Origin of the sequence: Comamonas sp. B-9 (assembly GCF_000410635.1) — a bacterium.
Taxonomy (GTDB): Bacteria; Pseudomonadota; Gammaproteobacteria; order Burkholderiales; family Burkholderiaceae_C; genus Comamonas.
The window spans coordinates 320-22,881 of record NZ_KE148652.1 but is presented as its reverse complement, the minus strand read 5'-3'; the positions used below and the strand labels follow the sequence as shown (position 1 = coordinate 22,881).

Sequence of the window (22,562 nt, the reverse complement as noted above, 5' to 3'; positions counted from 1 at the left end):
CACCCCTGCTCCCGTGCAAGCCCCTGCGCCGGTGGCCGCAAGCGCCAAGGCGCCAGCAACAGCCAAGCCTGCGCAACCGGCCCGCAGCCCTGCCGTGGCCGAAGCCAGCCCCGTCGTGGCCAGCAAGCCGGCCAAGGCCGCCAAACCGCGCAGCGACAAGGCCAAGCTTTTTGTGCTCGACACCAATGTGCTGCTGCATGACCCCAGCAGCCTGTTCCGCTTTGAAGAGCACGATATCTACCTGCCGATGATCGTGCTCGAAGAGCTCGATGGCCACAAGAAGGGCATGACCGAAGTGGCCCGCAATGGCCGCCAGGCCAGCCGCACGCTCGATGCGCTGGTCGCCAGCCAGGAAGCGCATCTGGCCCAGGGCATTCGCCTCGATGCCACCGGCCAGAAGGGCGCCAGCGGCTGCCTGTTCTTCCAGACCGAGCCGCTGAACTACCAGCTGCCCGAGAGCCTGCCCCAGGGCAAGGCTGACAACCAGATCCTGGGCGTGGTCGAGGCCCTGCGCCAGCGCCACCCTGACCGCCCTGTGGTGCTGGTGTCCAAGGACATCAACATGCGCGTCAAGGCGCGTGCGCTGGGCCTGGAGGCCGAGGACTACCAGAACGACAAGACGCTGGAAGACGGCGACCTGCTCTACACCGGTATGCTGCAGCTGCCGCTGGATTTCTGGGCCAAGGTCGGCAAGAAGGTCGAGAGCTGGCAGTCGGGCGCCTCCACCTGCTACCGCATCAGCGGCGCCATCACCCAGCAGCTGCACATCAACCAGTTCGTCTTCTACGAAGCACCGGGCGAGAACAGCCTGTTTGCCCGCGTGATCGAGATCCGTGACAAGACCGCCGTGCTTGAGACGCTGAAGGACTACGGCCACCAGAAGAACAATGTGTGGGGCGTGACCACGCGCAACCGTGAGCAGAACTTCGCGATGAACCTGCTGATGGACCCGGATGTGGACTTTGTCACCCTGGCCGGCACGGCAGGCACCGGCAAGACCTTGATGGCCCTGGCCGCCGGCCTGAACCAGGTGCTTGACGAGCGCCGCTACACCGAGATCATCATGACCCGCGCCACCGTCAGCGTAGGCGAGGACATCGGTTTTCTGCCCGGCACCGAAGAAGAGAAGATGGGCCCCTGGATGGGCGCATTGGACGACAACCTGGAGTTCCTGGCCAAGGGCGACGGCGGCAATCCTGGCGAATGGGGGCGCTCTGCCACCAATGACCTGATCCGCAGCCGCATCAAGATCAAGAGCATGAACTTCATGCGCGGCCGTACCTTCCTGAACAAGTACGTGATCATCGACGAGGCGCAGAACCTGACGCCCAAGCAGATGAAGACCTTGATCACCCGTGCCGGCCCCGGTACCAAGATCATCTGCATGGGCAACCTGGCCCAGATCGACACGCCCTACCTGACCGAAGGCTCCTCGGGCCTGACCTATGTGGTGGACCGTTTCAAGGGCTGGCCACACAGCGGCCACATCACCCTGGCGCGCGGCGAGCGCTCGCGCCTGGCCGACTTTGCCAGCGATGTGCTGTAAACCGCGCTAGGCCGCAGCAGGCGCTGCACAGCCTCCGCCAAGGCCCAGGCCAAAAGCCCCAAAAAGCCAAATACAAAGGCACCGAGTTTTTGCTCGGTGCCTTTTTTTGCGCCTTCAGCCGGGGCTTAAACGCCAGTGCCTCGGATCTGGTCCAGGCTGCGCGCCGGCGTAATCGCCTGCGGATCGAGCTTGCAGTGCAGGATCACCGGCAGCTGGTGCTGTTCCGCCCAACTGCGCATGGCAGCGAGCGCAGGGGCAAAGTCTTCGGTCTTCTCGACCAACGCTGCATTGCCGCCAAAGGCCTTGGCGTAAGCCACAAAGTCGGGGTTGCGCAGCTCGGTGGCACTGACCCGGTTCGGGTAGTCGCGCTCCTGGTGCATGCGGATGGTGCCGTACATGCCGTTGTCGATCAGCAGCACGATGACGGGCAGCTGGTACTGCACGGCGGTCGCAAACTCCTGGCCATGCATCAGAAAGTCGCCATCGCCGGCAATGCAGACGACGCTGCGCTGCTTGTCCAGGCGCTTGGCGCCGACGGCGGCGGGCAGCCCATAGCCCATGCTGCCACTGGTGGGGGCCAGTTGGCTGCCATAGTGCGTGAACGGCCAGAAGCGGTGCACCCAGGTGGCAAAGTTGCCCGCGCCATTGCACCAGACCGTATCGCCCGGCAGCACCTCGCGCAGATGCGCCATCAGCTGGCCCATCTGCAGCGCGCCAGGCACCTGGATGGGCGCAGGATTGCTCCAGGCCAGGTAGTCGGCATGGGCCTGCTGCACCAGCGCCTGGCGCTCGGCGCTCGGCGCAGCGGCTGGCTGGCGGGCCAGGGCGGCGCAGAAGGAGTCGGGCGCGGCCACAATCGCCTGGTCGGCCTGGTAGACCCGGCCCAGTTCGTCTGGATCGGGGTGCACATGGATGAGCCGCTGGCCGCTGCTGGCCGGAATGCCCAAGAGGCTGTAGCCCTGCGAGGGCACCTCGGACATGCGCCCGCCCAACAGCACCACCAGATCGGCCTGCTTGACGCGTTCGATCAGCTTGGGATTGACGCCCAGGCCCACATCGCCGGCATAGTTGCCGTGGTGGGCGGGGAACACCATCTGGCGGCGGAAGGAGCAGGCCACCGGCACCGCATGGGCGGCGGCAAAGGCGGCGATATCCGCATGGGCCTGCGCAGTCCAGCGCGAGCCGCCGGCAATGATGATGGGGTTTTGCGCGGCGGCCAATTGGGCGACGACGGCGGCCACATCGGCATCGGCGGCATGCGCGGGCGCAGGCTGGTAGCGGCGCGCATCAGGCACGCTGACGGCATCGCGTAGCATGTCTTCGGGCAGCGCTATCACCACCGGGCCGGGGCGGCCGCTGGTGGCCACGGCAAAGGCGCGGGCCATGGTCTCGGGGATACGCGCCGCATCATCGATCTCGGTGGCCCACTTGACCATGCTGCCAAACACCGCGCGGTAGTCCAGCTCCTGGAAGGCCTCGCGGCCGCGCGCCGAGCGCTCGATCTGGCCGACGAAGAGGATCATCGGGGTCGAGTCCTGCATCGCAATGTGCAAGCCAGCCGAGGCATTGGTAGCACCTGGCCCGCGCGTGACCATGCAGATGCCTGGCTGGCCGGTGAGCTTGCCCTGGGCTTCGGCCATCATCGCGGCGCCGCCCTCCTGGCGGCAGATCGTCGTCTCGATGGGCGCGTCATAGAGCGCATCGAGCACCGCCAGAAAGCTCTCGCCCGGCACCGTGAAAATCTGCTGCACGCCGTGGATCAGCAGCTGGTCCACCACCAGCTGGCCACCGGTGCGTGTTGCTTGCTTGCCTGCCATGTCTTGTCTCCTTTGTCTTGTCATCGATGCGCCAGAAGCGGGGGATTGAACCCGATCTGGCCTGGCTACACATTGCGCCAGCGCAGCAAATGGCTGCGCAGCGCCGCAAAAAACGGCAGCATCGGATGCCACAAGGGCTGGCCTGCAACGGTGGCAGGCCAGCCCTTGGCAGATGCTGGAGTAGTGGGAGACAGGGGCGCAAAGCCCCTGTCTGGGTGGGAGGCCACACAGGGCACAGGCATATCAGTGGCCTGCGCTGGCAGCACACACCCGGCGGCGCAGCGGCCGCCCCGGTGGGGAGCCCTGCAAGCCCGGGCAGCGGGCAGCATGCCCACGGCGCCGGCCTGCAGCTGCCCGCCCATCACACGTCAAAGCGCACGCCTTGCGCCAGTGGCAGCGCGCCACTGTAGTTGATGGTGTTGGTGGCACGGCGCATATAGCCCTTCCAGGCGTCCGAGCCCGATTCGCGGCCACCGCCGGTTTCCTTCTCGCCACCAAAGGCACCACCGATCTCCGCACCCGAGGTACCGATATTGACGTTGGCAATGCCGCAGTCACTGCCAGCGGGCGACATGAAGCGCTCGGCATCGCGCAGGTCGCTGGTGAAGATGGCCGACGACAGGCCCTGGGGCACGGCGTTCTGCACCGCGATCGCTTCGTCGGCGCTGCCGTCGTAGGTGACGATGTAGAGGATGGGCGCAAAGGTTTCGTGCTCCATCACCTTGGTCTGGGCAGGCATCTTGACCAGAGCCGGGCGCACGTAGTAGGCGTCTTTACCCAGGTCTTCGCGCTCGCGCTGGCCGCCGATGACGGTGCCGCCCTCTTCCTTGGCCTGGGCCAGTGCGGCCTGCATGCCGTCGAACGAGGCCTTGTCGATCAGCGGGCCCACCAGGGTGCCGTCAGTCAGCGGGTCACCCACGGTGACGCTGCCGTAGATCTTCTCCAGGCGCGCCACCAGCTGGTCGGCCACCGATTTGTGCACGATCAGGCGGCGCAAGGTGGTGCAGCGCTGGCCGGCAGTACCGACGGCTGCAAAGGTGATGGCGCGGGCGGCCAGCTCCAGGTCGGCCGACGGCGTGACGATCATCGCGTTGTTGCCACCCAGCTCCAGGATGGAGCGGCCAAAGCGCTCGGCCACCTTGACGCCGACCTGGCGGCCCATGCGGGTCGAACCGGTGGCGCTGACCACGGGCACCAGCGGGCTGTCCACCAGCACTTCGCCCACTTCACGGGCGCCAATCAGCAGCTGGGCCAGGCCCGCTGGCACGGCACCAGGCTGCTCCTGGTTGAAGGCAGCAATCGTCTGCTCCAGCAGGTGCTGGCAGGCCACGGCGGTCAACGGGGTCTTCTCGGACGGCTTCCACACCACCGCGTCGCCACAGACCAGGGCCAGCGCGCTGTTCCAGCACCAGACGGCGACGGGGAAATTGAAGGCCGAGATGATGCCCACGACGCCCATCGGGTGCCAGGTTTCCATCATGCGGTGGCCGGGGCGCTCGCTGGCAATCGTCAGACCATGGAGCTGGCGCGACAGGCCAACGGCAAAGTCGCAGATATCGATCATTTCCTGGACTTCGCCCAGGCCTTCGGAGGTGATCTTGCCCGCTTCAATCGACACCAGGGCGCCGAGTGCCGCCTTGTGCTGGCGCAGGGTCTGGCCAAAGCGGCGCACCAACTCGCCACGCACGGGGGCCGGCACGGTGCGCCACTGCAGGTAGGCCTGGTGGGCAGCGGCAATGGCGTCTTGCGCCTGCTGCGCGCTGTGGGCCTTCAACACGGCCAGGCTGGCGCCGTCGGCGGGCGAGCGGCTGGTGATGTCCTGGCCTGCCAGGGGCTGGAGGTCGAGCGCAAGCGCCTTGAGAATTTCGTTCAAATGTTGGGTGGATTGCGTCATCGCTCGTCTTTCCTATTCACTATCACAACAGAAACTGTCCGGCCCTCCGTGCGGGCCCGGACCATGATGGGGGGTGCTGCCAATGCAGCTTAAAGCGCTGCGCGCCCGGACACGGGCACAGCACTTTGTACACCCTGCCCGTGACAGGGCTGCACAGGGCCCGCCTGCGGCAGTGCGCAGCGGGGGCAGAAGCACCAAACTTAAAAATACTATGTGAACTATCAGGAACAACAAAATGAGAAAATGGTGAGACATAGTGCGTTTTTTGAACAAAGTCCCCACCCATGCGCAACGCGATTCCCAATATCGGCCTGTTGATGGCTTTTGAAGCCTCGGCCCGGCACGGCAATTTCTCCCGCGCTGCCAATGAGTTAGCGTTGACCGCCAGTGCCGTCAGCCGCCATGTGGCGGCGCTGGAGGACCGGCTGGGGGTGCCGCTTTTTGTGCGCCACAAACGCCGCGTCATGCTGACCGATGCGGGTAAACGATATGCGCAGCGTGTGCGTGTGCACCTCAACGGCCTGGAGCGCGATACGCAGGAGATCGCCAACAGCCGCGCCCAGGGCTATGCCATCCACCTGGCCGTCGTCTCCAGCTTTGCCACGCAGTGGCTGGTGCCCCGGCTGCCCGCCTTTGCGCAACTGCACCCGGACATCCATGTGCACCTGTCGGTGCGCTCCGAGCCTTTTGCGTTCGAGGAAAGCGGTTTTGACGGAGCCATCTATTCGGGCGACGGCCTCTGGTCCAAGACCCAGGGGCAGCGCATTGCCCGCGATGGCGCCTGCATCCCCGTCTGCAGCCCGGCCTTTGCAGCGCAGCATGCGCTGGCCACGCAGGAGGACTGGCAGCCACTGGTACACATCGGGCTGGAGAGCCGGCCCGCTGCCTGGCGCGACTGGTACAACGGCCTGGGCTGGGACTACTCGGTGCAGGCCTCGCGCGGGCCGCGCTATGAGCTGTTCTCGATGGTCATCATGGCAGCCGCCGCCGGCCTGGGCGTGGGCCTGGTGCCCGAGGTGCTGGTGCAACCGGCGCTCGATGCGGGCCAGCTGATCCCCGCCCATACCCAGACCTTGCCGGGCACGCAGAGCTACTGGTTCAGCTACCCCACCTACCGCGAGCCCTCGGCCGCGCTGCAGGCTTTTGAGCAATGGGTGCTCCAGCAAAGCCAGGGGCAGCAGGACTGAGCCCCACCCCAGCCTGCCAGGCGCTGGCGTGCATCAGTAGTCGTCGCCGCCCACGGCCAGGTTTTCAAAGCGGGTCTGGTTCTTCTGGAAGAACAGCTTCACGGTGCCGGTCGGGCCGTTACGCTGCTTGCCGATGATGACCTCGGCCACATTGGGCTCATTGCTCTCTTTGTTGTAGTAGTCGTCACGGTAGATGAACATGATGATGTCCGCATCCTGCTCGATGGCGCCCGATTCGCGCAGGTCGGACATCATCGGGCGCTTGTCGGTGCGCTGCTCCACCGAGCGGTTGAGCTGCGACAGCGCAATCACCGGGCATTGCAGCTCCTTGGCCAGCATCTTCAAACCGCGCGAGATTTCACCGAGCTCCGTCGCCCGGTTGTCCGAGCTGGCCGCCGAGCCCGAGCCGCTCATCAGCTGCAGGTAGTCGACCACGATCAGGCCGAGCTTGCCGCACTGGCGGGCGAGGCGCCGCGAGTTGGCGCGCAGCTCCGACGGCGTCAGGCCCGGGGTCTCATCGATGTGCAGCGAGACCGTGCGCAGCCGCTCGATCGCCTCGGACAGGCGCGGCCACTCCTCATCGGTCAGCTTGCCGGTGCGCAGATTGCCCTGGTTGACCCGGCCAATCGAGCCCACGATACGCACCGCCAATTGGGCGGCGCCCATTTCCATCGAGAAGATGGCTACCGGCAGGCCTTCGTTGAGCGCCACATGCTCGGCAATGTTCACCGCGAACGAGGTCTTGCCCATCGAGGGGCGCGCGGCCAGCACCACCAGGTCACCGGCCTGCAGGCCGCTGGTCATGCGGTCCAGGTCGGCAAAGCCGGTAGGCACACCGGTCACATCGACCGGGTTGTCCGCCATCTCCTGCACCCGGTCGAGCAGGTCCACGACCAGGTTGTCCAGCGACTGGAAGCCCTGCTTCATGCGCGAGCCCTCCTCGCCAATCGCAAAGATCTTCTGCTCGGCCTCGTCCAGAATGCGGTCCACCGTCTTGCCCTGCTGGTTGAAGGCGTTGGTGGCGATCTCGTCACTGGCGGTGACCAGCTTGCGCAGGATCGAGCGCTCGCGCACGATTTCGCCATAGCGGCGGATATTGGTGGCGCTGGGCACATACTGGGCCAGCTGGTTCAGGTAGGCCAGGCCGCCCACCTCTTCGGCCTTGCCGATGCTTTGCAGGTGCTCATAGACCGTGATCACATCGGCGGGCTTGCCGGCATTGATCATGCTGGCCATGGCCGCGAAGATCAGCTTGTGCTCATGGCGGTAGAAGTTGTCCTCGGCCAGCACATCGCCCACCCGGTCCCAGGCATTGTTGTCCAGCAGCAGGCCCCCCAGCACGCTGGACTCCGATTCGATCGAATGCGGCGGTATGCGCAGCTGCGCCACCTGCTTGTCGGGGGTGATGAAGGCAGTGTCATCCAGGGGGGGAAAGGTCTCTGACATGGGAAATCCAAATGAGCAAACGCTGGCCTGGCAGCCAGCAATCCACAAGAATAGCGCAGATGCCGCGCAAGGCTGACAGCGACGAACAAAACCCGCATCCCGGGGACTGTGCTGCGGCCGGGAACGAAAAAGCCGCCCGAGGGCGGCTTCTCAACGCAGAGCGTGGAGTATTAAACGTGTTCGCCGTAGACGGACACGTTCACTTCCACCACCACGTCGGTGTGCAGAGCCACTTCCACAGCGGTCTCGCTCACGGTCTTGATAGGACCGTTGGGCAGACGCACTTGCGACTTGGCCACTTGGAAGCCCATCTTGCCCAGTTCATCAGCGATGTCGTGGTTGGTGACGGAGCCGAACAGACGGCCATCCACACCTGCCTTTTGGGTCAGCTTCACGGTCTGGCCGGACAGCTTCTCGCCTTGTGCTTGGGCAGCAGCCAGCTTTTCAGCAGCAGCCTTTTCCAGCTCAGCGCGCTTGGCTTCGAATTCAGCCTTGGCAGCTTCGGTAGCGCGGCGTGCGCGGCCCGAAGGGATCAGGAAGTTACGTGCGTAGCCGTCCTTGACCTTCACGATTTCACCCAGGTTGCCCAGGTTCACGACCTTGTCGAGCAGAATGATTTGCATGTTCGTGCTCCTTAGATCTTGTGTTGGTCAGAGTAAGGAACCATGGCCAGGAAGCGAGCGCGCTTGATGGCAGTGTTCAGCTGACGTTGGTAGATGGCGCGGGTGCCGGTCAGACGTGCGGGAATGATCTTGCCGTTTTCAGCAACGAAATCACGCAGGGTGTCGACATCCTTGTAGTCGATTTCTTCGACGCCAGCCACGGTGAAGCGGCAGAAACGCTTGCGCTTGAACAGCAGCGACTGGGTGTTGCGCTTTGGGCGCTTGTCTTTGTTGAATTTCTTGAACGTGGCCATTTTCGGACCTCTCAATAAGTATCTTGTTGAATATCCTGGATGTGCAGAACCAGCGATTTGCTGTTGCGCGGTGTGGCCAAAAAGCCCTGGAATGTCCAGGTGCTCCCTACAGCCTGCCGAGCGATTCGCTCTGCCAGTGCACCAAAGGCAATCGCCTTGAGCACGGCATTGACTTGTCGGGGTTGCGCTGCTTCGGTCTGGGTGGAGCGGTGCTCCAGCACAATATCTACAGCAGGTAGCCCAGCCGGCGTGTATCGCAAAATCTTGATTTCAGCGATGACGGCGGTGACAAGTACGCGGTTCTCCACCTCCTGTGTGATTAACGCTCTGCAGCGGCGTGCTCAGCCTGGTTGGCCTTGCGCGCTTCTTCGCGTTCCACGGTCTTCATCATGGCCGAAGGAGCGGTGTCAGCCTTCTTCTTCTGCACAGTCAGTTGGCGCAGCACAGCGTCGTTGAACTTGAACGCGTGTTCCAGTTCAGCCATCACAGCCTGGTCGGCTTCGATATTCAGGCACAGATAGTGGGCCTTGGCCAGCTTGTTGATCATGTAGGCCAGTTGGCGGCGGCCCCAGTCTTCAACGCGGTGGATCTTACCGCCGCCGGCGGTAATCATGCCTTTGTAACGCTCCAGCATGGCTGGAACTTGTTCGCTCTGATCGGGGTGGATCAGCAGCACGATCTCATAGTGACGCATGCAAACTCCTTGTGGATTGCGCCACCCGCTAGTGCACTTGATTGCAAATACAGCGCGGTGTGGCAAGGGAAACCAACGATTATACAAACCAATTCAAAAACCGTCAAACATGGTTTATAAACACGGGCCGCTGCGGACACCACGGGGGGCAGCTTGCCCAGACGGAAAAGCCAAATAAGCCCCTTGAAAAGCAAGGAAATGCCCCCAGGTGCGGCCACAAGAGTCCTTTTTGTTAACGAAATACGAACAGCACCATGTCAGACAACCTCCACCCCGAAGGCCAAAACCCCATGTCCGCCGAAGAGCTGGAAGCCGCTGCCGCTGCCAACCAGTCGCAACTGGAAGCAGAGCTGGCGGAGTTGAAGGCCAAGAACGCCGAGCTGGCCGACCAGTACCTGCGCGCCAAGGCAGAAGTTGAAAACGCCCGCCGCCGCGCCGATGATGAAGTGGCCAAGGCCCGCAAGTTCGGCGTCGAGAGCTTTGCCGAGAGCCTGCTGCCGGTGATCGACAGCCTGGATGCCGCGCTGGCCATCCAGAATGCCAGCCCCGAGCAACTGCGTGAAGGCTCGGACGCCACCCTGCGCCAGCTCGTCTCCGCACTGGAGCGCAACAAGGTGGTCGCGATCAACCCGGCTGCCGGCGACAAGTTCGACCCCCACCACCACCAGGCGATCTCGGCCGTGCCTGCCGCGCAAGACCCCAACACCGTGGTGGCCGTGCTGCAAAAGGGTTATGCCATTGCCGAGCGCGTACTGCGCCCTGCACTGGTGACCGTTGCTGCACCCAAGTAAACGTACCTCCCGGCTTTTTTGCATTGCGCACTTGAACAACCGCTAAAAAGCCACAGATAACAGTCAATCAGGGCGCTGAGCCGCCCCAACAAATACAGGAGTAGAGAAATGGGAAAGATTATCGGTATTGATTTGGGCACGACCAACAGCTGCGTGGCCGTGATGGAAGGCAACACCACCCGCGTGATCGAAAACAGCGAAGGTGCACGCACCACGCCATCGATCGTTGCATACCAGGAAGACGGCGAAATCCTGGTGGGCGCTTCTGCCAAGCGCCAGGCTGTCACCAACCCCCGCAACACGATCTACGCTGCCAAGCGCCTGATCGGCCGCAAGTTCGACGAGAAGGAAGTGCAAAAGGACATCGACCTGATGCCTTTCCAGATCGTCAAGGCCGACAACGGCGACGCCTGGGTGCAAGTGCGTGACCAGAAGCTGGCCCCACCACAGATCTCCGCAGAAGTGCTGCGCAAGATGAAGAAGACCGCTGAGGACTTCCTGGGCGAGCCCGTGACCGAAGCGGTGATCACCGTGCCTGCGTACTTCAACGACGCGCAGCGCCAGGCCACCAAGGACGCTGGCCGTATCGCCGGCCTGGAAGTCAAGCGCATCATCAACGAACCGACCGCTGCAGCCCTGGCCTTTGGCCTGGACAAGGGCGGCAAGGGTGACCGCAAGATCGCCGTGTATGACCTGGGCGGCGGTACCTTTGACGTGTCCATCATCGAAATTGCCGATGTGGACGGCGAAAAGCAGTTCGAAGTGCTGTCGACCAATGGCGACACCTTCCTGGGCGGTGAAGACTTCGACCAACGCGTGATCGAGTACATCATTGCCGAGTTCAAGAAGGAACAAGGCGTGGACCTGTCCAAGGACGTGCTGGCACTGCAACGTCTGAAGGAAGCGGCTGAAAAGGCCAAGATCGAGCTGTCCAGTTCGGCTGCCACCGACATCAACCTGCCCTACATCACCGCTGACGCTTCGGGTCCCAAGCACCTGAACATCAAGCTCACCCGCGCCAAGCTCGAAAGCCTGGTGGACGAGCTGATCGAGCGCACCATCGCCCCTTGCCGCACCGCGATCAAGGACGCCGGCATCGCTGTGTCCGACATCGACGACGTGATTCTGGTGGGCGGCATGAGCCGTATGCCCAAGGTGCAGGAGAAGGTCAAGGAATTCTTCGGCAAGGACCCACGCAAGGACGTGAACCCTGACGAAGCCGTGGCCGTGGGCGCTGCCGTGCAAGGCCAGGTGCTGGGCGGTGACCGCTCCGACGTGCTGCTGCTGGACGTGACGCCTCTGTCCCTGGGTATCGAAACCCTGGGCGGCGTGATGACCAAGATGATCACGAAGAACACCACGATCCCGACCAAGTTCGCGCAGACCTACTCGACCGCCGAGGACAACCAGCCTGCCGTGACCATCAAGGTGTTCCAGGGTGAGCGTGAAATCGCCAGCGCCAACAAGCTGCTGGGCGAGTTCAACCTGGAGGGCATTCCAGCCGCACCCCGTGGCACGCCACAGATCGAGGTGGCCTTCGACATCGATGCCAACGGTATCTTGAACGTCTCTGCCAAGGACAAGGGCACCGGCAAGGAAAACAAGATCACCATCAAGGCCAGCTCCGGTCTGTCCGAGGACGAGATCCAGAAGATGGTCAAGGACGCCGAGCTGAACGCCGCCGACGACAAGAAGAAGCTCGAGCTGGTGCAGGCCCGCAACCAAGGCGAAGCCGCTGTGCACAGCGTCAAGAAGAGCCTGGGCGAGCATGGCGACAAGCTCGATGCCGCTGAGAAGTCGGCTATCGACACGGCGGTTCAAGAGCTGGAAGAAGCACTGAAGACCGAAGACAAGGACGCCATCGAAGCCAAGACCACGGCCTTGATGACCGCCAGCCAGAAGCTGGGCGAGAAGGTGTATGCCGACGCCCAGGCTGCACAGGCCGGAGCCGCCGGTGCAGCAGCGGGCGCGGCCGGCGCTGCGGCAGCCGATGACAATGTCGTCGACGCCGAAGTCAAGGAAGTCAAGAAGGACTAATCGCCTTCCGACAGGCTTGGAGCCGACGCTACCCAGCACCCATGCCGGAGTTCGCATTGCCGCACTCCGGCATGGCTTTTCTACAGAATCGCTCTTTCTTCTGTAGCACGTAGCTCCGGTCAGTGGGCTGCAGGCCCTGTCTCCCTTTCACGCAAGCATCCAAAGGCACACGATGACATCTACTACAGCACCTGCGAGCGACGCACTGCATGTTGCAGAGCTCAGCCGTGTCAACCAGAAGATCACCGATGGCGCGGCAGAGTTGCCCGCCGTCACGCTCAAAGACGGCAGCCGGGTGCAGACCGGCACCGTGGCCACCATGCTCTACAACATCGCGCTCTACAATGCCGGCGAGCGCGGCGCTGTTGAACAAGAGCTGAAGATGGCGATTCCCACCTTGTTCAAGGTGGGCTTGTTTGAGCTATTTCCACCGCAGCAATGGATTGACGGCGACAATCCCGGCCGCAGCTTTGTGGGCACCCATGCCCGGGCGTACCTGAACGCCGCTGGTTAAACCCCCACAGAATTCAAGAACACCATGTCCAAACGCGATTACTACGAAGTCCTTGGCCTGAGCAAATCCGCCACGGAAGTCGAAATCAAGACGGCCTACCGCAAGATGGCCATGAAGTACCACCCCGACCGCAACCAGGGCGACAAGGCCAAGGAAGCGGAAGAGAAGTTCAAGGAGTGCAAAGAAGCCTACGAAATGCTCTCCGACAGCCAAAAGCGTGGCGCCTACGACCAGTACGGCCACGCCGGGGTCGATCCCAATATGCGCTCGGGCATGGGCGGCGAGGGCTTTGGTGGTTTTGCCGAATCGTTTGGCGACATCTTTGGCGAGATGTTTGGCGGTGGCCGTCGCGGCGGCGGTGGCCCCCAGGTCTACCGGGGCAACGACCTGTCCTACGCGATGGACATCAGCCTCGAAGAGGCAGCAGCGGGCAAGAACGCCCAGATCAAGATTCCGTCCTGGGACGAGTGCGACACCTGCCACGGCAGCGGCGCCAAGCCCGGCACCCAGGTCAAGACCTGCAGCACCTGCCACGGCAGCGGCCAGGTGCAGATGCGCCAGGGCTTTTTCGCGGTGCAGCAAACCTGCCCGCACTGCCGCGGCACCGGCAAGATCATCCCCGAGCCCTGCACCAGCTGCCACGGCCAGGGCCGCACCAAGTCGCAAAAGACCTTGGAAGTGAGCATCCCCGCCGGTATCGACGATGGCATGCGCATCCGCTCCACGGGCGACGGCGAACCCGGCCAGAATGGCGGCCCGCCCGGCGATCTGTATATCGAGATCCGCGTGCGCAAACACGAGGTGTTCGAGCGTGATGGCGATGACCTGCACTGCGAGGTGCCCGTCAGCATGGTCACCGCAGCACTGGGCGGCGAAATCGAAGTGCCGACCTTGAGTGGCAAGGCCGCGATCGACATCCCCGAAGGCACCCAGACCGGCAAGCAGTTCCGCCTGCGCGGCAAGGGCATCAAGGGCGTGCGCGCCAGCTACCCGGGCGACTTGTATGTGCACATCGTCGTCGAGACGCCCGTCAAGCTCACCGAGCACCAGCGCAAGCTGCTCAAGGAGCTCGATGAATCGCTGAAAAAGGGCGGCGCCAAGCACACGCCCAACAACCAGTCCTGGGCCGACCGCCTCAAAAACCTGTTCACCTGATAGAAAGAAACGCCGCATCCAGCCGATGCGGCGCCTCCTTAGCCAAGCCTAGCCAAGCACCAGCCTCGCTGGTGCTTTTTTCATGGCCGCTGCGCTTGTCAGTCTTGCTTTTCTGCCTGGTTTGCAAGCTGCGCCCGCGCGGCGCTGCGGCGCATCCAGCGCTGGATGGCGAAGCGCAGCGGCAGCAGCACCACCAGCGCGAGCGCCAACAGCCAGGGCAGCGATTGCGCAGCGGTCAGAATCAGCGACTGCACGCTGCGGGTCAGGCCATCCCAGCTGCGCTGCCAGGTTTGCTGCCAGGGGCTGTAGGTGCCGCTGACGATGGCGCGCGTGGGCTGAAAGCGCATCTGCACGAACTGCTTGGCGGTATCGCGCTGCAACAGCGCGCGGTGGGTGTTGGCCGCATCGATCTCAGCCTGCACCTGGGAGAGCGTGTCGCGGATGGCCATCAGGTCCTGCAGGCTGCGTTTGACATTCTTCTCCAGCATCAGCGCGCGCAGGCTGTCCCGGTATTCGGTGCGGTTCTTGATTTGCGCCTCCACATCCACCACCTCATAGGTCTTGTCCTCGGTCGTGGTCTGGTGGTTGAGCACCCGGGCGCCAGCACCCAGCGACGAGGTCAGTGCAGCAAAATCCTGGGGGCTGACCCGCATCGCCAGCATGGCCTCGGCGGCCGACTGCGGGGTTTCGCGGCGCAGCTGTGAGCCCTCGACATAGCAGTCCAGCCGCTCACAACGCGCCTTGACTTCCTCCCACAGCGCTGCCAGATCGGCCGCCGGCGTCTCCACCTGGATGCGGTGGCTGATGGCCAAAAAGCGCTCGCTGGGGGCGGCCGCACCGCCCTGCCCCATGGCCATATCGGCGGCGGGCGCCGTCTCCATGCTCGCCATCTTGGCCATGGAGCGGGCCGCCATCGGCGCTACCGGTGCGGGTGCGGCCGGGGTGGCCATCTGCGCTTGAGCGGGCGGCGCACTCTGCCCGGCATCGGGCGAGCAGCCGGCCAGCAGGGCCGCTACCGCGATGGCGACGGCCGCCAGGCCAGCAGGACGCGCGCTGAACAGGCCAAACGAAGGGGAGCGAGAAAACATGGGTGGTTCCGTTTCTAGAGCATCGCTGCTTGCGATGTCTGCTCAATCGCGGTGAGACTGCCCCATGGGGTGAAGGCCTTACAAAAACGAACACATTCGGCAGCCTCTGGCGCAGGCCGCTGGCGGGCGCGCCCCGCTACGTTTTCATGCAAATGACACATCAGCCATCGTCATCCGCGATATCAAACGCAGTATTTATAGATAAAATAGCTGCTGATTTCTAAAAATACGATACCTCCCCGCCATGAAAAGCTCAGAGCGCAGTTTTGCGCGCCGCATTGACCTGACCTCGCTCCAGCTGTTTGTGGCCGTGTGCGAGCTGGGCAGCATTGGCCGGGCGGCAGAGCGGGAGTTCATCGCGGCTTCGGCCGTCAGCAAGCGCCTGTCGGACCTGGAAACAGCCGTCGACACCCAGCTGCTCTACCGCCACAGCCGGGGCGTCACTTTGACGCCGGCAGGCGAGAGCCTTTTGCACCATGCCCGCAATGTGCTGTTCGGGCTGGAGCGCATGCAAGGCGAATTGAGCGAATACGCCGATGGCGTGCGCGGCCATGTGCGCATCCATGCCAATATTTCGGCGATCGTGCAGTTTCTGCCCGAGGACCTGGGCAGCTTTGCCCGCGCGCACAGCCAGATCAAGATCGACCTGCAGGAGCACCTCAGTGCGCAGGTGATCCAGGCCGTGCACGAAGGCACGGCCGACCTGGGCATCTGCAACCCCGATGCCGTTGCCAACACCGCCGAGCTCGATCTGCAGTCGCGCCCCTACCGCAGCGACCACCTGATGCTCGTGGTGCCGCTGGACCATGCACTGGCCCAGCGCAACACGATCAGCTTTGAAGAAGCGCTGGAATGGGATATTGTCGGCCTGCAATCGGGCAGCAGCATCAGCCAGGCCATGCGCACCGCATCGGCCCAGCTGCGCCGGCCGCTGCGCCAGCGCATCCAGGTCACCAGCCTCGACGCCATGTGCCGCATGATCGACAACGGCCTGGGCATTGGCCTGCTGCCCGACCGCGCCTTTGCGCTGATGCACGGCGTGGGCAACCTGCGCGGCATCCGCCTAGCCGACGCCTGGGCACAGCGCGAGCTGCGCCTGATGGCGCGCGACTTTGAGGCGCTGCCGGTCACCGCCCGCCTGCTGGTCGAGCACCTGAGCCCCCGGCCCGCCGACGAGGCCCAGGCCGCAGACCAGCAAGACGCCGACCTGGCCGTGCACCTGCAGACCTTTGCCCATCTTTGATATTTCGTATTTAGCCCCTTGATGAGACCCTTGACCCAAAGAGAACCACGATGACCGGACGCACCCTCTACGACAAGATTTTTGACGAGCACACCATCCACACCGAAGAGGATGGCACCGCCGTGCTGTATATCGACCGCCATCTGGTGCACGAAGTCACCAGCCCCCAGGCGTTCGAAGGTCTGCGCATGGCGGGCCGCAAGCTCTGGCGCGTCAGCTCCGTGGTCGCCACCGCCGACCACAACACCCCCACCACCGGCTGGGAGCGCGGCTATGACGGTATCGAGGACCCGATCAGCAAGGAACAGATCGTCACCCTGAACGACAATATTGGCGAGTTCGGCGCTGCTGCCTTCTTCCCCTTCATGGACAAGGGCCAGGGCATCGTCCACGTGATGGGCCCCGAGCAAGGCGCCACCCTGCCCGGCATGCCCGTAGTCTGCGGCGACAGCCACACCAGCACCCACGGCGCCTTTGGCGCGCTGGCCCACGGCATCGGCACCTCCGAGGTCGAGCACGTGATGGCCACGCAGACGCTGCTGGCCAAGAAGGCCAAGAACATGCTGATCAAGGTGGATGGCAAGGTCGCCCCCGGCGTGACCGCCAAGGACATCGTGCTGGCCATCATCGGCCGCATCGGCACTGCAGGCGGCACCGGCTACACCATCGAGTTTGCCGGCTCGGCCATCCGCGACCTGTCCATCGAAGGCCGCATGACGGTCTGCAATATGGCCATTGAAGCTGGCGCCCGCGCAGGCCTCGTCGCTGTGGACAGCAAGACCATCGACTACGTCAAGGGCCGCCCGCTGGCGCCTACCGGCGTGGAATGGGACCAGGCCGTCAGCTACTGGAAGACCTTGCACTCCGATGTCGATGCCAAGTTCGACACCGTGGTCACCTTGCGCGCCGAAGACATCGTGCCCCAGGTCACCTGGGGTACCAGCCCCGAGATGGTGCTGGGTGTCGATGCGACCGTGCCCGATCCGGACAAGGAAAAGGACCCGAACAAGCGCGGCGCCATCGAACGCGCGCTGACCTATATGAACCTGGAGCCAGGCAAGCCGATCAACGACATCTTCGTCGACAAGGTGTTCATCGGCAGCTGCACCAACAGCCGCATCGAAGACATGCGTGAAGCCGCTGCCGTCGTCAAGAAGCTGGGCCAGAAAGTGGCCAAGAATGTGAAGCTGGCCATGGTGGTGCCCGGCTCGGGCCTGGTCAAGGCCCAGGCCGAGGCCGAAGGCCTGGACCAGATCTTCACCGCCGCCGGTTTTGAGTGGCGCGAGCCCGGTTGCTCGATGTGCCTGGCGATGAACGCCGACCGCCTGGAGCCCGGCGAGCGCTGCGCATCGACCAGCAACCGCAACTTCGAAGGCCGCCAGGGCGCCGGTGGCCGCACCCACCTGGTGAGCCCCGCGATGGCCGCCGCCGCCGCCGTGCACGGCCACTTTGTGGACATCCGCCGTTTTGCATGACCCCAGGAGCTATGCGATGAAAACCCGTTTTGCCTTCTTCACCATCGTGCTCGCCGCGCTGCTGTCGGGCTGCAACACCGTCCACGGCATTGGCCAGGACGTGCAGGGGGCGGGCAACGCCATCTCGCGCGCAGCACGCTAACCCCATTCCATACACCGCTGCCCGCGCGCATCCAATGACCGCGTGCAGCCCAAAGGCTTGAACATGCAAAAATTCACCATCCACACCGGCCTCGTGGCACCCATGGACCGCGAGAACGTCGACACTGACGCCATCATCCCCAAGCAGTTCCTCAAGTCGATCAAGAAGACCGGCTTTGGCGTCAACGCCTTTGACGAATGGCGCTACCTGGACCAGCCCGGCCAGCCAGGCGTGCCCGAGTCCGCCCGCAAGCCCAACCCGGACTTTGTGCTCAACCAGCAGCGCTTCCAGGGCGCCAGCATCCTGATTGCCCGCAAGAACTTTGGCTGCGGCTCCAGCCGCGAGCACGCACCCTGGGCGCTGGACCAGTTCGGCTTCCGCGCCATCCTGGCGCCCAGCTTTGCCGACATCTTCTTCAACAACTGCTTCAAGAACGGCCTGCTGCCCATCGTGCTGCCCGAGGCCACGATCGACATGCTGTTCAACGAAGTCGCGGTGCATCCCGGCTACAGCCTGACCATCGACCTGGACCAGCAGGTCATCCTGCGCCCCGGCGGCGAAAGCATCCCCTTCGATGTGATCGCCTTTCGCAAGTACTGCCTGCTCAACGGCTTTGATGACATTGGCCTCACGCTGCGCCACAAGGACAAGATCCAGGCCTATGAAGCCAACCGCCTGGCCACCAAGCCCTGGCTGGCACACAGCCTGGTGCAAGCCAAGGCCTGAGCGCCGCGCGCATCCCTTTCACGCCATCCCCGCTGCGCCCCACCGGGCGCAGCCCTGCCATCCTGACTGAGAAAAAACCATGAAAATCGCTGTATTGCCCGGAGACGGCATTGGTCCAGAAATCGTTGCAGAAGCCGTGAAGGTGCTCGACGCCCTGAAGCTCGACCTGCACCTGCAAAGCGCACCTGTCGGTGGCGCCGCCTATGAGGCCTCCGGCCACCCGCTGCCCCCCGCCACGCTGGAGCTGGCCAAGGCATCGGACGCCATCCTGTTTGGCGCCGTGGGCGATTGGAAGTACGACACTTTGGAGCGCGCACTGCGCCCCGAGCAGGCGATCCTGGGTCTGCGCAAGGCACTGGGCCTGTTTGCCAACTTCCGCCCCGCGATCTGCTACAAGGAACTGACCCACGCCTCCAGCCTGAAGCCCGAGCTGGTGTCCGGCCTCGACATCCTGATCATCCGCGAGCTGACCGGCGACATCTATTTTGGCCAGCCACGCGGCCGCCGCAGCGCACCGGACGGCCACTTCCCCGGCGCCGAAGAAGCCTTCGACACGATGCGCTACACCCGCCCCGAGATCGAGCGCATCGGCCATGTGGCCTTCCAGGCCGCGCAAAAGCGCAGCAAGCGCGTGACCAGCGTGGACAAGGCCAATGTGCTGGAGACCTTCCAGCTGTGGAAGGACGTGATGACCGAAGTGGGCAAGCAGTACCCCGATGTGCAGCTGGACCACATGTATGTGGACAACGCCGCGATGCAGCTGGTCAAGGAACCCAAGCGTTTTGACGTGGTCGTCACCGGCAATATGTTTGGCGACATCCTGAGCGACGAAGCCTCGATGCTGACCGGCTCGATCGGCATGCTGCCCTCGGCCAGCCTCAACGACAAGAAGCAAGGCCTGTACGAACCCAGCCACGGCTCGGCACCGGACATCGCCGGCAAGGGCGTTGCCAACCCGCTGGCCACCATCCTGTCGGCCGCCATGATGCTGCGCTTCAGCGTGGGCCAGGAAGCCGCTGCCCAGAAGATCGAAGCGGCCGTGCAAAAGGTGCTGGCCCAGGGCCTGCGCACGCCCGATATCTACAGCGAAGGCACGACCAAGGTCGGCACCCAGCAAATGGGCGATGCCGTGGTGGCCGCGCTGTAAGCAGCCGTCTTCACAATGCCTTTCCAAGAGCGACCTGCGGGTCGCTTTTTTGCGCCTGCAGAACCATGAAGCGCTGGTACTGCTACTTGCAACCGCCGCGTTTCAACACCAAAACGACGACAGAAGCACGGCACGCTTTCGACTTTAGTCATTTCGACGAATTAAAAAACCATAAATGGTCGAAAAATAGTTTTTAACGTCATATATGCATGCGCTTCGATGCGCCAGCACTCGAAACTTATAAAATTTCTTGCACAGGTTTTAAAATTTGGCGCTAGAATAGCTTCCTATGTCTGCGCACTGCCCTATTTCTTGGCTGAACACCACCACCCCCATTGAGGCGGGTATGGCTGCGCGCGCATACACATTCACAACCACCACGAAGATTACCGGCTGATCCAGCCTGGTTCGTCGTGCGCCTCCAACTGGCCGACGAGCCAGGCCCTCAGCCCCCGTGGCATTTCCTTTCGTTTAGGTAGACAAGGGCGTTTTATGAGCAAGCAATTGGTAGGTTTGGTGGGCTGGCGCGGCATGGTCGGCTCGGTGTTGATGGACCGCATGCAGGCCGAGGGTGACTTCGCGCTGATCGAGCCGGTGTTTTTCTCGACCTCCAACGCCGGTGGCAAGGCCCCTGCGATGGCCACCGTGCACACCCAGCTCAAGGATGCCAATGACATCGCCGAGCTGTCTAAGTGCGACATCATCATCACCTGCCAGGGCGGCGACTACACCAAGGAAGTCTTCCCCAAGATCCGCGCTGCCGGCTGGAACGGCCACTGGATCGATGCCGCCTCGTCGCTGCGCATGCAAGACGATGCCGTCATCGTGCTGGACCCTGTCAATGACGCACTGATCCAGCGCAAGCTGGCCGCTGGCGGCAAGAACTGGATCGGCGGCAACTGCACCAACTCCATCTTGCTGATGGGCCTGTCGGGCCTGTTCAACGCCGGTCTGGTCGAATGGGTCTCGTCGATGACCTACCAGGCCGCGTCCGGCGGTGGCGCCAACCATATGCGCGAACTGCTCAAGGGCATGGGCGTGGTGCACGCTGCCGTGGCCGATGAGCTGGCCACGCCCGCCTCCGCCATTTTGGAGATCGACCGCAAGGTCGCCCAGACCATCCGCAGCGATGTGCCCACCGAGTTCTTTGGCGCGCCTTTGGCCGGCGGCCTGATCCCCTGGATCGATGCCCAGCTGGACAATGGCCAGTCCAAGGAAGAGTGGAAGGGCCAGGCCGAGGTCAACAAGATCCTGGGCACCGATGCCACCATCCCCGTCGACGGCCTGTGCGTGCGCATTGGCGCGATGCGCTGCCACAGCCTGGCGCTGCCCCTGAAGCTCAACAAGGACCTGCCGCTGGCCGAGATCGAAGCGCTGATCAAGGGTGGCAATGACTGGGTCAAGTGGGTGCCCAACGAGCGCGCCGTGACCGTCAAGGAACTGACCCCCGCTGCGGTGACCGGTGGTCTGGAAGTGGCCGTGGGCCGTGTGCGCAAGCTGAACATGGGCCCCGAGTACGTCTCGGCCTTCGTGATCGGCGACCAGCTGCTCTGGGGCGCTGCCGAGCCGCTGCGCCGCATGCTGCGCATCCTGCTGGCGGCCTGATGCCGGCCGTTGCATAAGCGGCCCAACCACCCCACCTTCCGGGCCTGCCCCCAGCAGCCGGAAGGTGTTTTTCTTGCTGCTTTTGCTAACGATTCAAGCCTGGGTCTGCCCGGCAGCCCCCCTCTGAAAAGTTGCTCTGGAACAACAATCAGACCGACCGGAGTGAGCCCAAGCACCCTATCAAATGAGATGCCCATTCCTTAACTTGTCACTCCAACACATTACTGTTAAGGTTCTTTTTACTGATAATTACCGATTTCGCGTCTTAGGGGGAGGGCTTTCTCATGGGTACAAAAACAACCCCGCACGCTTCTACTATTCAATCAAATAGCACTATGCATCGCTGGAAAATCACTGCGCTTGCCGCCGCCATGGCAGCCTTTGGCCTGTACACAGGGGAAGCATCAGCGCTCGCGCTGGGCAAGATCAATGTGAAATCCGCGCTGGGCGAGCCCCTGCGCGCGGAAATCGAAGTTCCGCAGATCACCGACGCCGAGGCCGACACCTTGCAGGTCAAGACGGCCTCGTCGGCGGTCTTCCGCACCCAGGGCATGGACTACTCGGGCACGGTCAGTGGCGTGCGCGCCCAGCTGCAGCGCCGCGCCAATGGCACGGCGGTGATCGTGCTGACCACGCAGCGTCCGGTCAATGATCCCTTTGTCGACTATGTGATCGACGCCAACTGGAATTCCGGCCAGGTCGTGCGCAGCTACACCATGCTGTTCGACCCGCCCAACCTGCGCAAGCCCGAACCCGCCGTCACGGTGGCGCCGCAGCTGAGCGCAGCCGCCCCTGCCGCGCGCCCACCGGCACCGCCTGTGCGCGTGATCGAGGAGCCCCTGGCTTCGGCCACACCAGCGCCTGCCCCCGCCGCCCGCAGCGCTGCTGCACCGCGCCCAGCACCCGCAGCACGCGCCAATATTCCCGCCACCGCCAGCAACAACAGCGGTGGCGACAGCGTGCGCACCCAACGCGGCGACACGCTGGGCCGCATCGCCGCGCAAAACAAGCCCGCGGATATCTCGCTCGACCAGATGCTCATCGCCGTGGTCCAGAGCAACCCGCACGCCTTTGTTGGTGGCAACGTCAACCGCATGAAGGCAGGTGTCACGCTGACCATGCCGACGGCCGAGCAGGCC

Annotated in this window: 21 protein-coding genes; 13 read left to right on the top strand and 8 right to left on the bottom strand. The window is 63.5% G+C overall.

What is annotated here, in order from left to right; all coding sequences use genetic code 11:
• On the top strand, positions 1-1,546 hold a 1,546-nt coding region (locus H928_RS0121500; RefSeq protein WP_027011224.1), incomplete at its 5' end, for a PhoH family protein.
• Positions 1,547-1,671: 125 nt separating this feature from the next.
• Here the strand turns inward: H928_RS0121500 and H928_RS0121495 are convergent.
• A complete protein-coding gene (locus H928_RS0121495) occupies positions 1,672-3,363 on the bottom strand; it encodes a thiamine pyrophosphate-binding protein (RefSeq protein WP_021028352.1) in 1,692 nt (563 codons plus the stop codon).
• A 361-nt stretch (positions 3,364-3,724) separates the two neighbouring features.
• Complete coding sequence (locus H928_RS0121485; protein WP_021028350.1) at positions 3,725-5,257, bottom strand: aldehyde dehydrogenase family protein; 1,533 nt, start codon at positions 5,255-5,257, stop codon at positions 3,725-3,727.
• Between the two features lie 284 nt (positions 5,258-5,541).
• Between H928_RS0121485 and H928_RS0121480 the strand changes: the two genes are divergently transcribed.
• Positions 5,542-6,444: a LysR substrate-binding domain-containing protein gene (locus tag H928_RS0121480; RefSeq protein WP_021028349.1), complete on the top strand. Its 903-nt coding sequence runs from the start codon at positions 5,542-5,544 to the stop codon at positions 6,442-6,444.
• A 33-nt stretch (positions 6,445-6,477) separates the two neighbouring features.
• On the opposite strand, the gene dnaB is transcribed toward H928_RS0121480, so the two are convergent.
• From dnaB to rpsF, 5 genes are all read right to left on the bottom strand, one after another.
• Positions 6,478-7,890 carry a replicative DNA helicase gene (gene dnaB, locus H928_RS0121475; protein ID WP_021028348.1) on the bottom strand — a complete coding sequence of 471 codons (1,413 nt, stop codon included), beginning with the start codon at positions 7,888-7,890 and terminating at the stop codon, positions 6,478-6,480.
• A gap of 170 nt (positions 7,891-8,060) precedes the next feature.
• The gene (gene rplI / locus H928_RS0121470) at positions 8,061-8,513 is read right to left on the bottom strand and encodes a 50S ribosomal protein L9 (RefSeq protein ID WP_021028347.1); all 453 of its coding nucleotides are present in this window, start codon (positions 8,511-8,513) and stop codon (positions 8,061-8,063) included.
• Positions 8,514-8,524: 11 nt separating this feature from the next.
• Positions 8,525-8,806 (bottom strand): 30S ribosomal protein S18, encoded by a 282-nt coding sequence (gene rpsR, locus H928_RS0121465; RefSeq protein WP_021028346.1) that lies wholly within the window; start codon positions 8,804-8,806, stop codon positions 8,525-8,527.
• A gap of 11 nt (positions 8,807-8,817) precedes the next feature.
• Positions 8,818-9,114, bottom strand: a complete 297-nt coding sequence (priB, locus tag H928_RS0121460; RefSeq protein WP_021028345.1) for a primosomal replication protein N — start codon at positions 9,112-9,114, stop codon at positions 8,818-8,820.
• 11 nt (positions 9,115-9,125) lie between these two features.
• The gene (gene rpsF / locus H928_RS0121455) at positions 9,126-9,500 is read right to left on the bottom strand and encodes a 30S ribosomal protein S6 (RefSeq protein ID WP_021028344.1); all 375 of its coding nucleotides are present in this window, start codon (positions 9,498-9,500) and stop codon (positions 9,126-9,128) included.
• A 254-nt stretch (positions 9,501-9,754) separates the two neighbouring features.
• On the opposite strand from rpsF, the gene grpE reads away from it, so the two are divergent.
• The 4 genes from grpE (at position 9,755) to dnaJ (ending at position 13,997) form a co-directional block, all read left to right on the top strand.
• Entirely contained in the window at positions 9,755-10,291 is a 537-nt protein-coding gene (grpE, locus tag H928_RS0121450; protein ID WP_021028343.1) for a nucleotide exchange factor GrpE, read from the top strand.
• A 108-nt stretch (positions 10,292-10,399) separates the two neighbouring features.
• Complete coding sequence (gene dnaK, locus H928_RS0121445; protein WP_021028342.1) at positions 10,400-12,328, top strand: molecular chaperone DnaK; 1,929 nt, start codon at positions 10,400-10,402, stop codon at positions 12,326-12,328.
• Between the two features lie 172 nt (positions 12,329-12,500).
• Positions 12,501-12,842 (top strand): hypothetical protein, encoded by a 342-nt coding sequence (locus H928_RS0121440; RefSeq protein ID WP_021028341.1) that lies wholly within the window; start codon positions 12,501-12,503, stop codon positions 12,840-12,842.
• 24 nt (positions 12,843-12,866) lie between these two features.
• Complete coding sequence (dnaJ, locus tag H928_RS0121435; RefSeq protein WP_021028340.1) at positions 12,867-13,997, top strand: molecular chaperone DnaJ; 1,131 nt, start codon at positions 12,867-12,869, stop codon at positions 13,995-13,997.
• Positions 13,998-14,095: 98 nt separating this feature from the next.
• Here the strand turns inward: dnaJ and H928_RS29195 are convergent, their stop codons facing one another.
• Positions 14,096-15,085, bottom strand: coding sequence for a DUF4349 domain-containing protein (locus tag H928_RS29195; RefSeq protein ID WP_021028339.1), 990 nt, complete (start codon positions 15,083-15,085; stop codon positions 14,096-14,098).
• A gap of 244 nt (positions 15,086-15,329) precedes the next feature.
• On the opposite strand from H928_RS29195, the gene H928_RS29190 reads away from it, so the two are divergent.
• The 7 genes from H928_RS29190 to H928_RS29185 form a co-directional block, all read left to right on the top strand.
• On the top strand, positions 15,330-16,328 hold the full coding sequence (locus H928_RS29190; RefSeq protein ID WP_021028338.1) for a LysR family transcriptional regulator: 999 nt from the start codon (positions 15,330-15,332) through the stop codon (positions 16,326-16,328).
• Between the two features lie 50 nt (positions 16,329-16,378).
• Positions 16,379-17,803: a 3-isopropylmalate dehydratase large subunit gene (leuC, locus tag H928_RS0121420; protein WP_021028337.1), complete on the top strand. Its 1,425-nt coding sequence runs from the start codon at positions 16,379-16,381 to the stop codon at positions 17,801-17,803.
• Positions 17,804-17,819: 16 nt separating this feature from the next.
• On the top strand, positions 17,820-17,945 hold the full coding sequence (locus H928_RS0121415; protein WP_021028336.1) for an entericidin A/B family lipoprotein: 126 nt from the start codon (positions 17,820-17,822) through the stop codon (positions 17,943-17,945).
• Positions 17,946-18,008: 63 nt separating this feature from the next.
• A complete protein-coding gene (leuD, locus tag H928_RS0121410; RefSeq protein WP_027011222.1) occupies positions 18,009-18,671 on the top strand; it encodes a 3-isopropylmalate dehydratase small subunit in 663 nt (220 codons plus the stop codon).
• A 79-nt stretch (positions 18,672-18,750) separates the two neighbouring features.
• On the top strand, positions 18,751-19,818 hold the full coding sequence (gene leuB, locus H928_RS0121405) for a 3-isopropylmalate dehydrogenase (RefSeq protein ID WP_021028334.1): 1,068 nt from the start codon (positions 18,751-18,753) through the stop codon (positions 19,816-19,818).
• 492 nt (positions 19,819-20,310) lie between these two features.
• Positions 20,311-21,423 (top strand): aspartate-semialdehyde dehydrogenase, encoded by a 1,113-nt coding sequence (gene asd, locus H928_RS0121400; RefSeq protein ID WP_021028333.1) that lies wholly within the window; start codon positions 20,311-20,313, stop codon positions 21,421-21,423.
• A gap of 335 nt (positions 21,424-21,758) precedes the next feature.
• Positions 21,759-22,562: FimV family protein (locus H928_RS29185; protein ID WP_043341422.1), on the top strand; the 804-nt coding region annotated here is incomplete at its 3' end.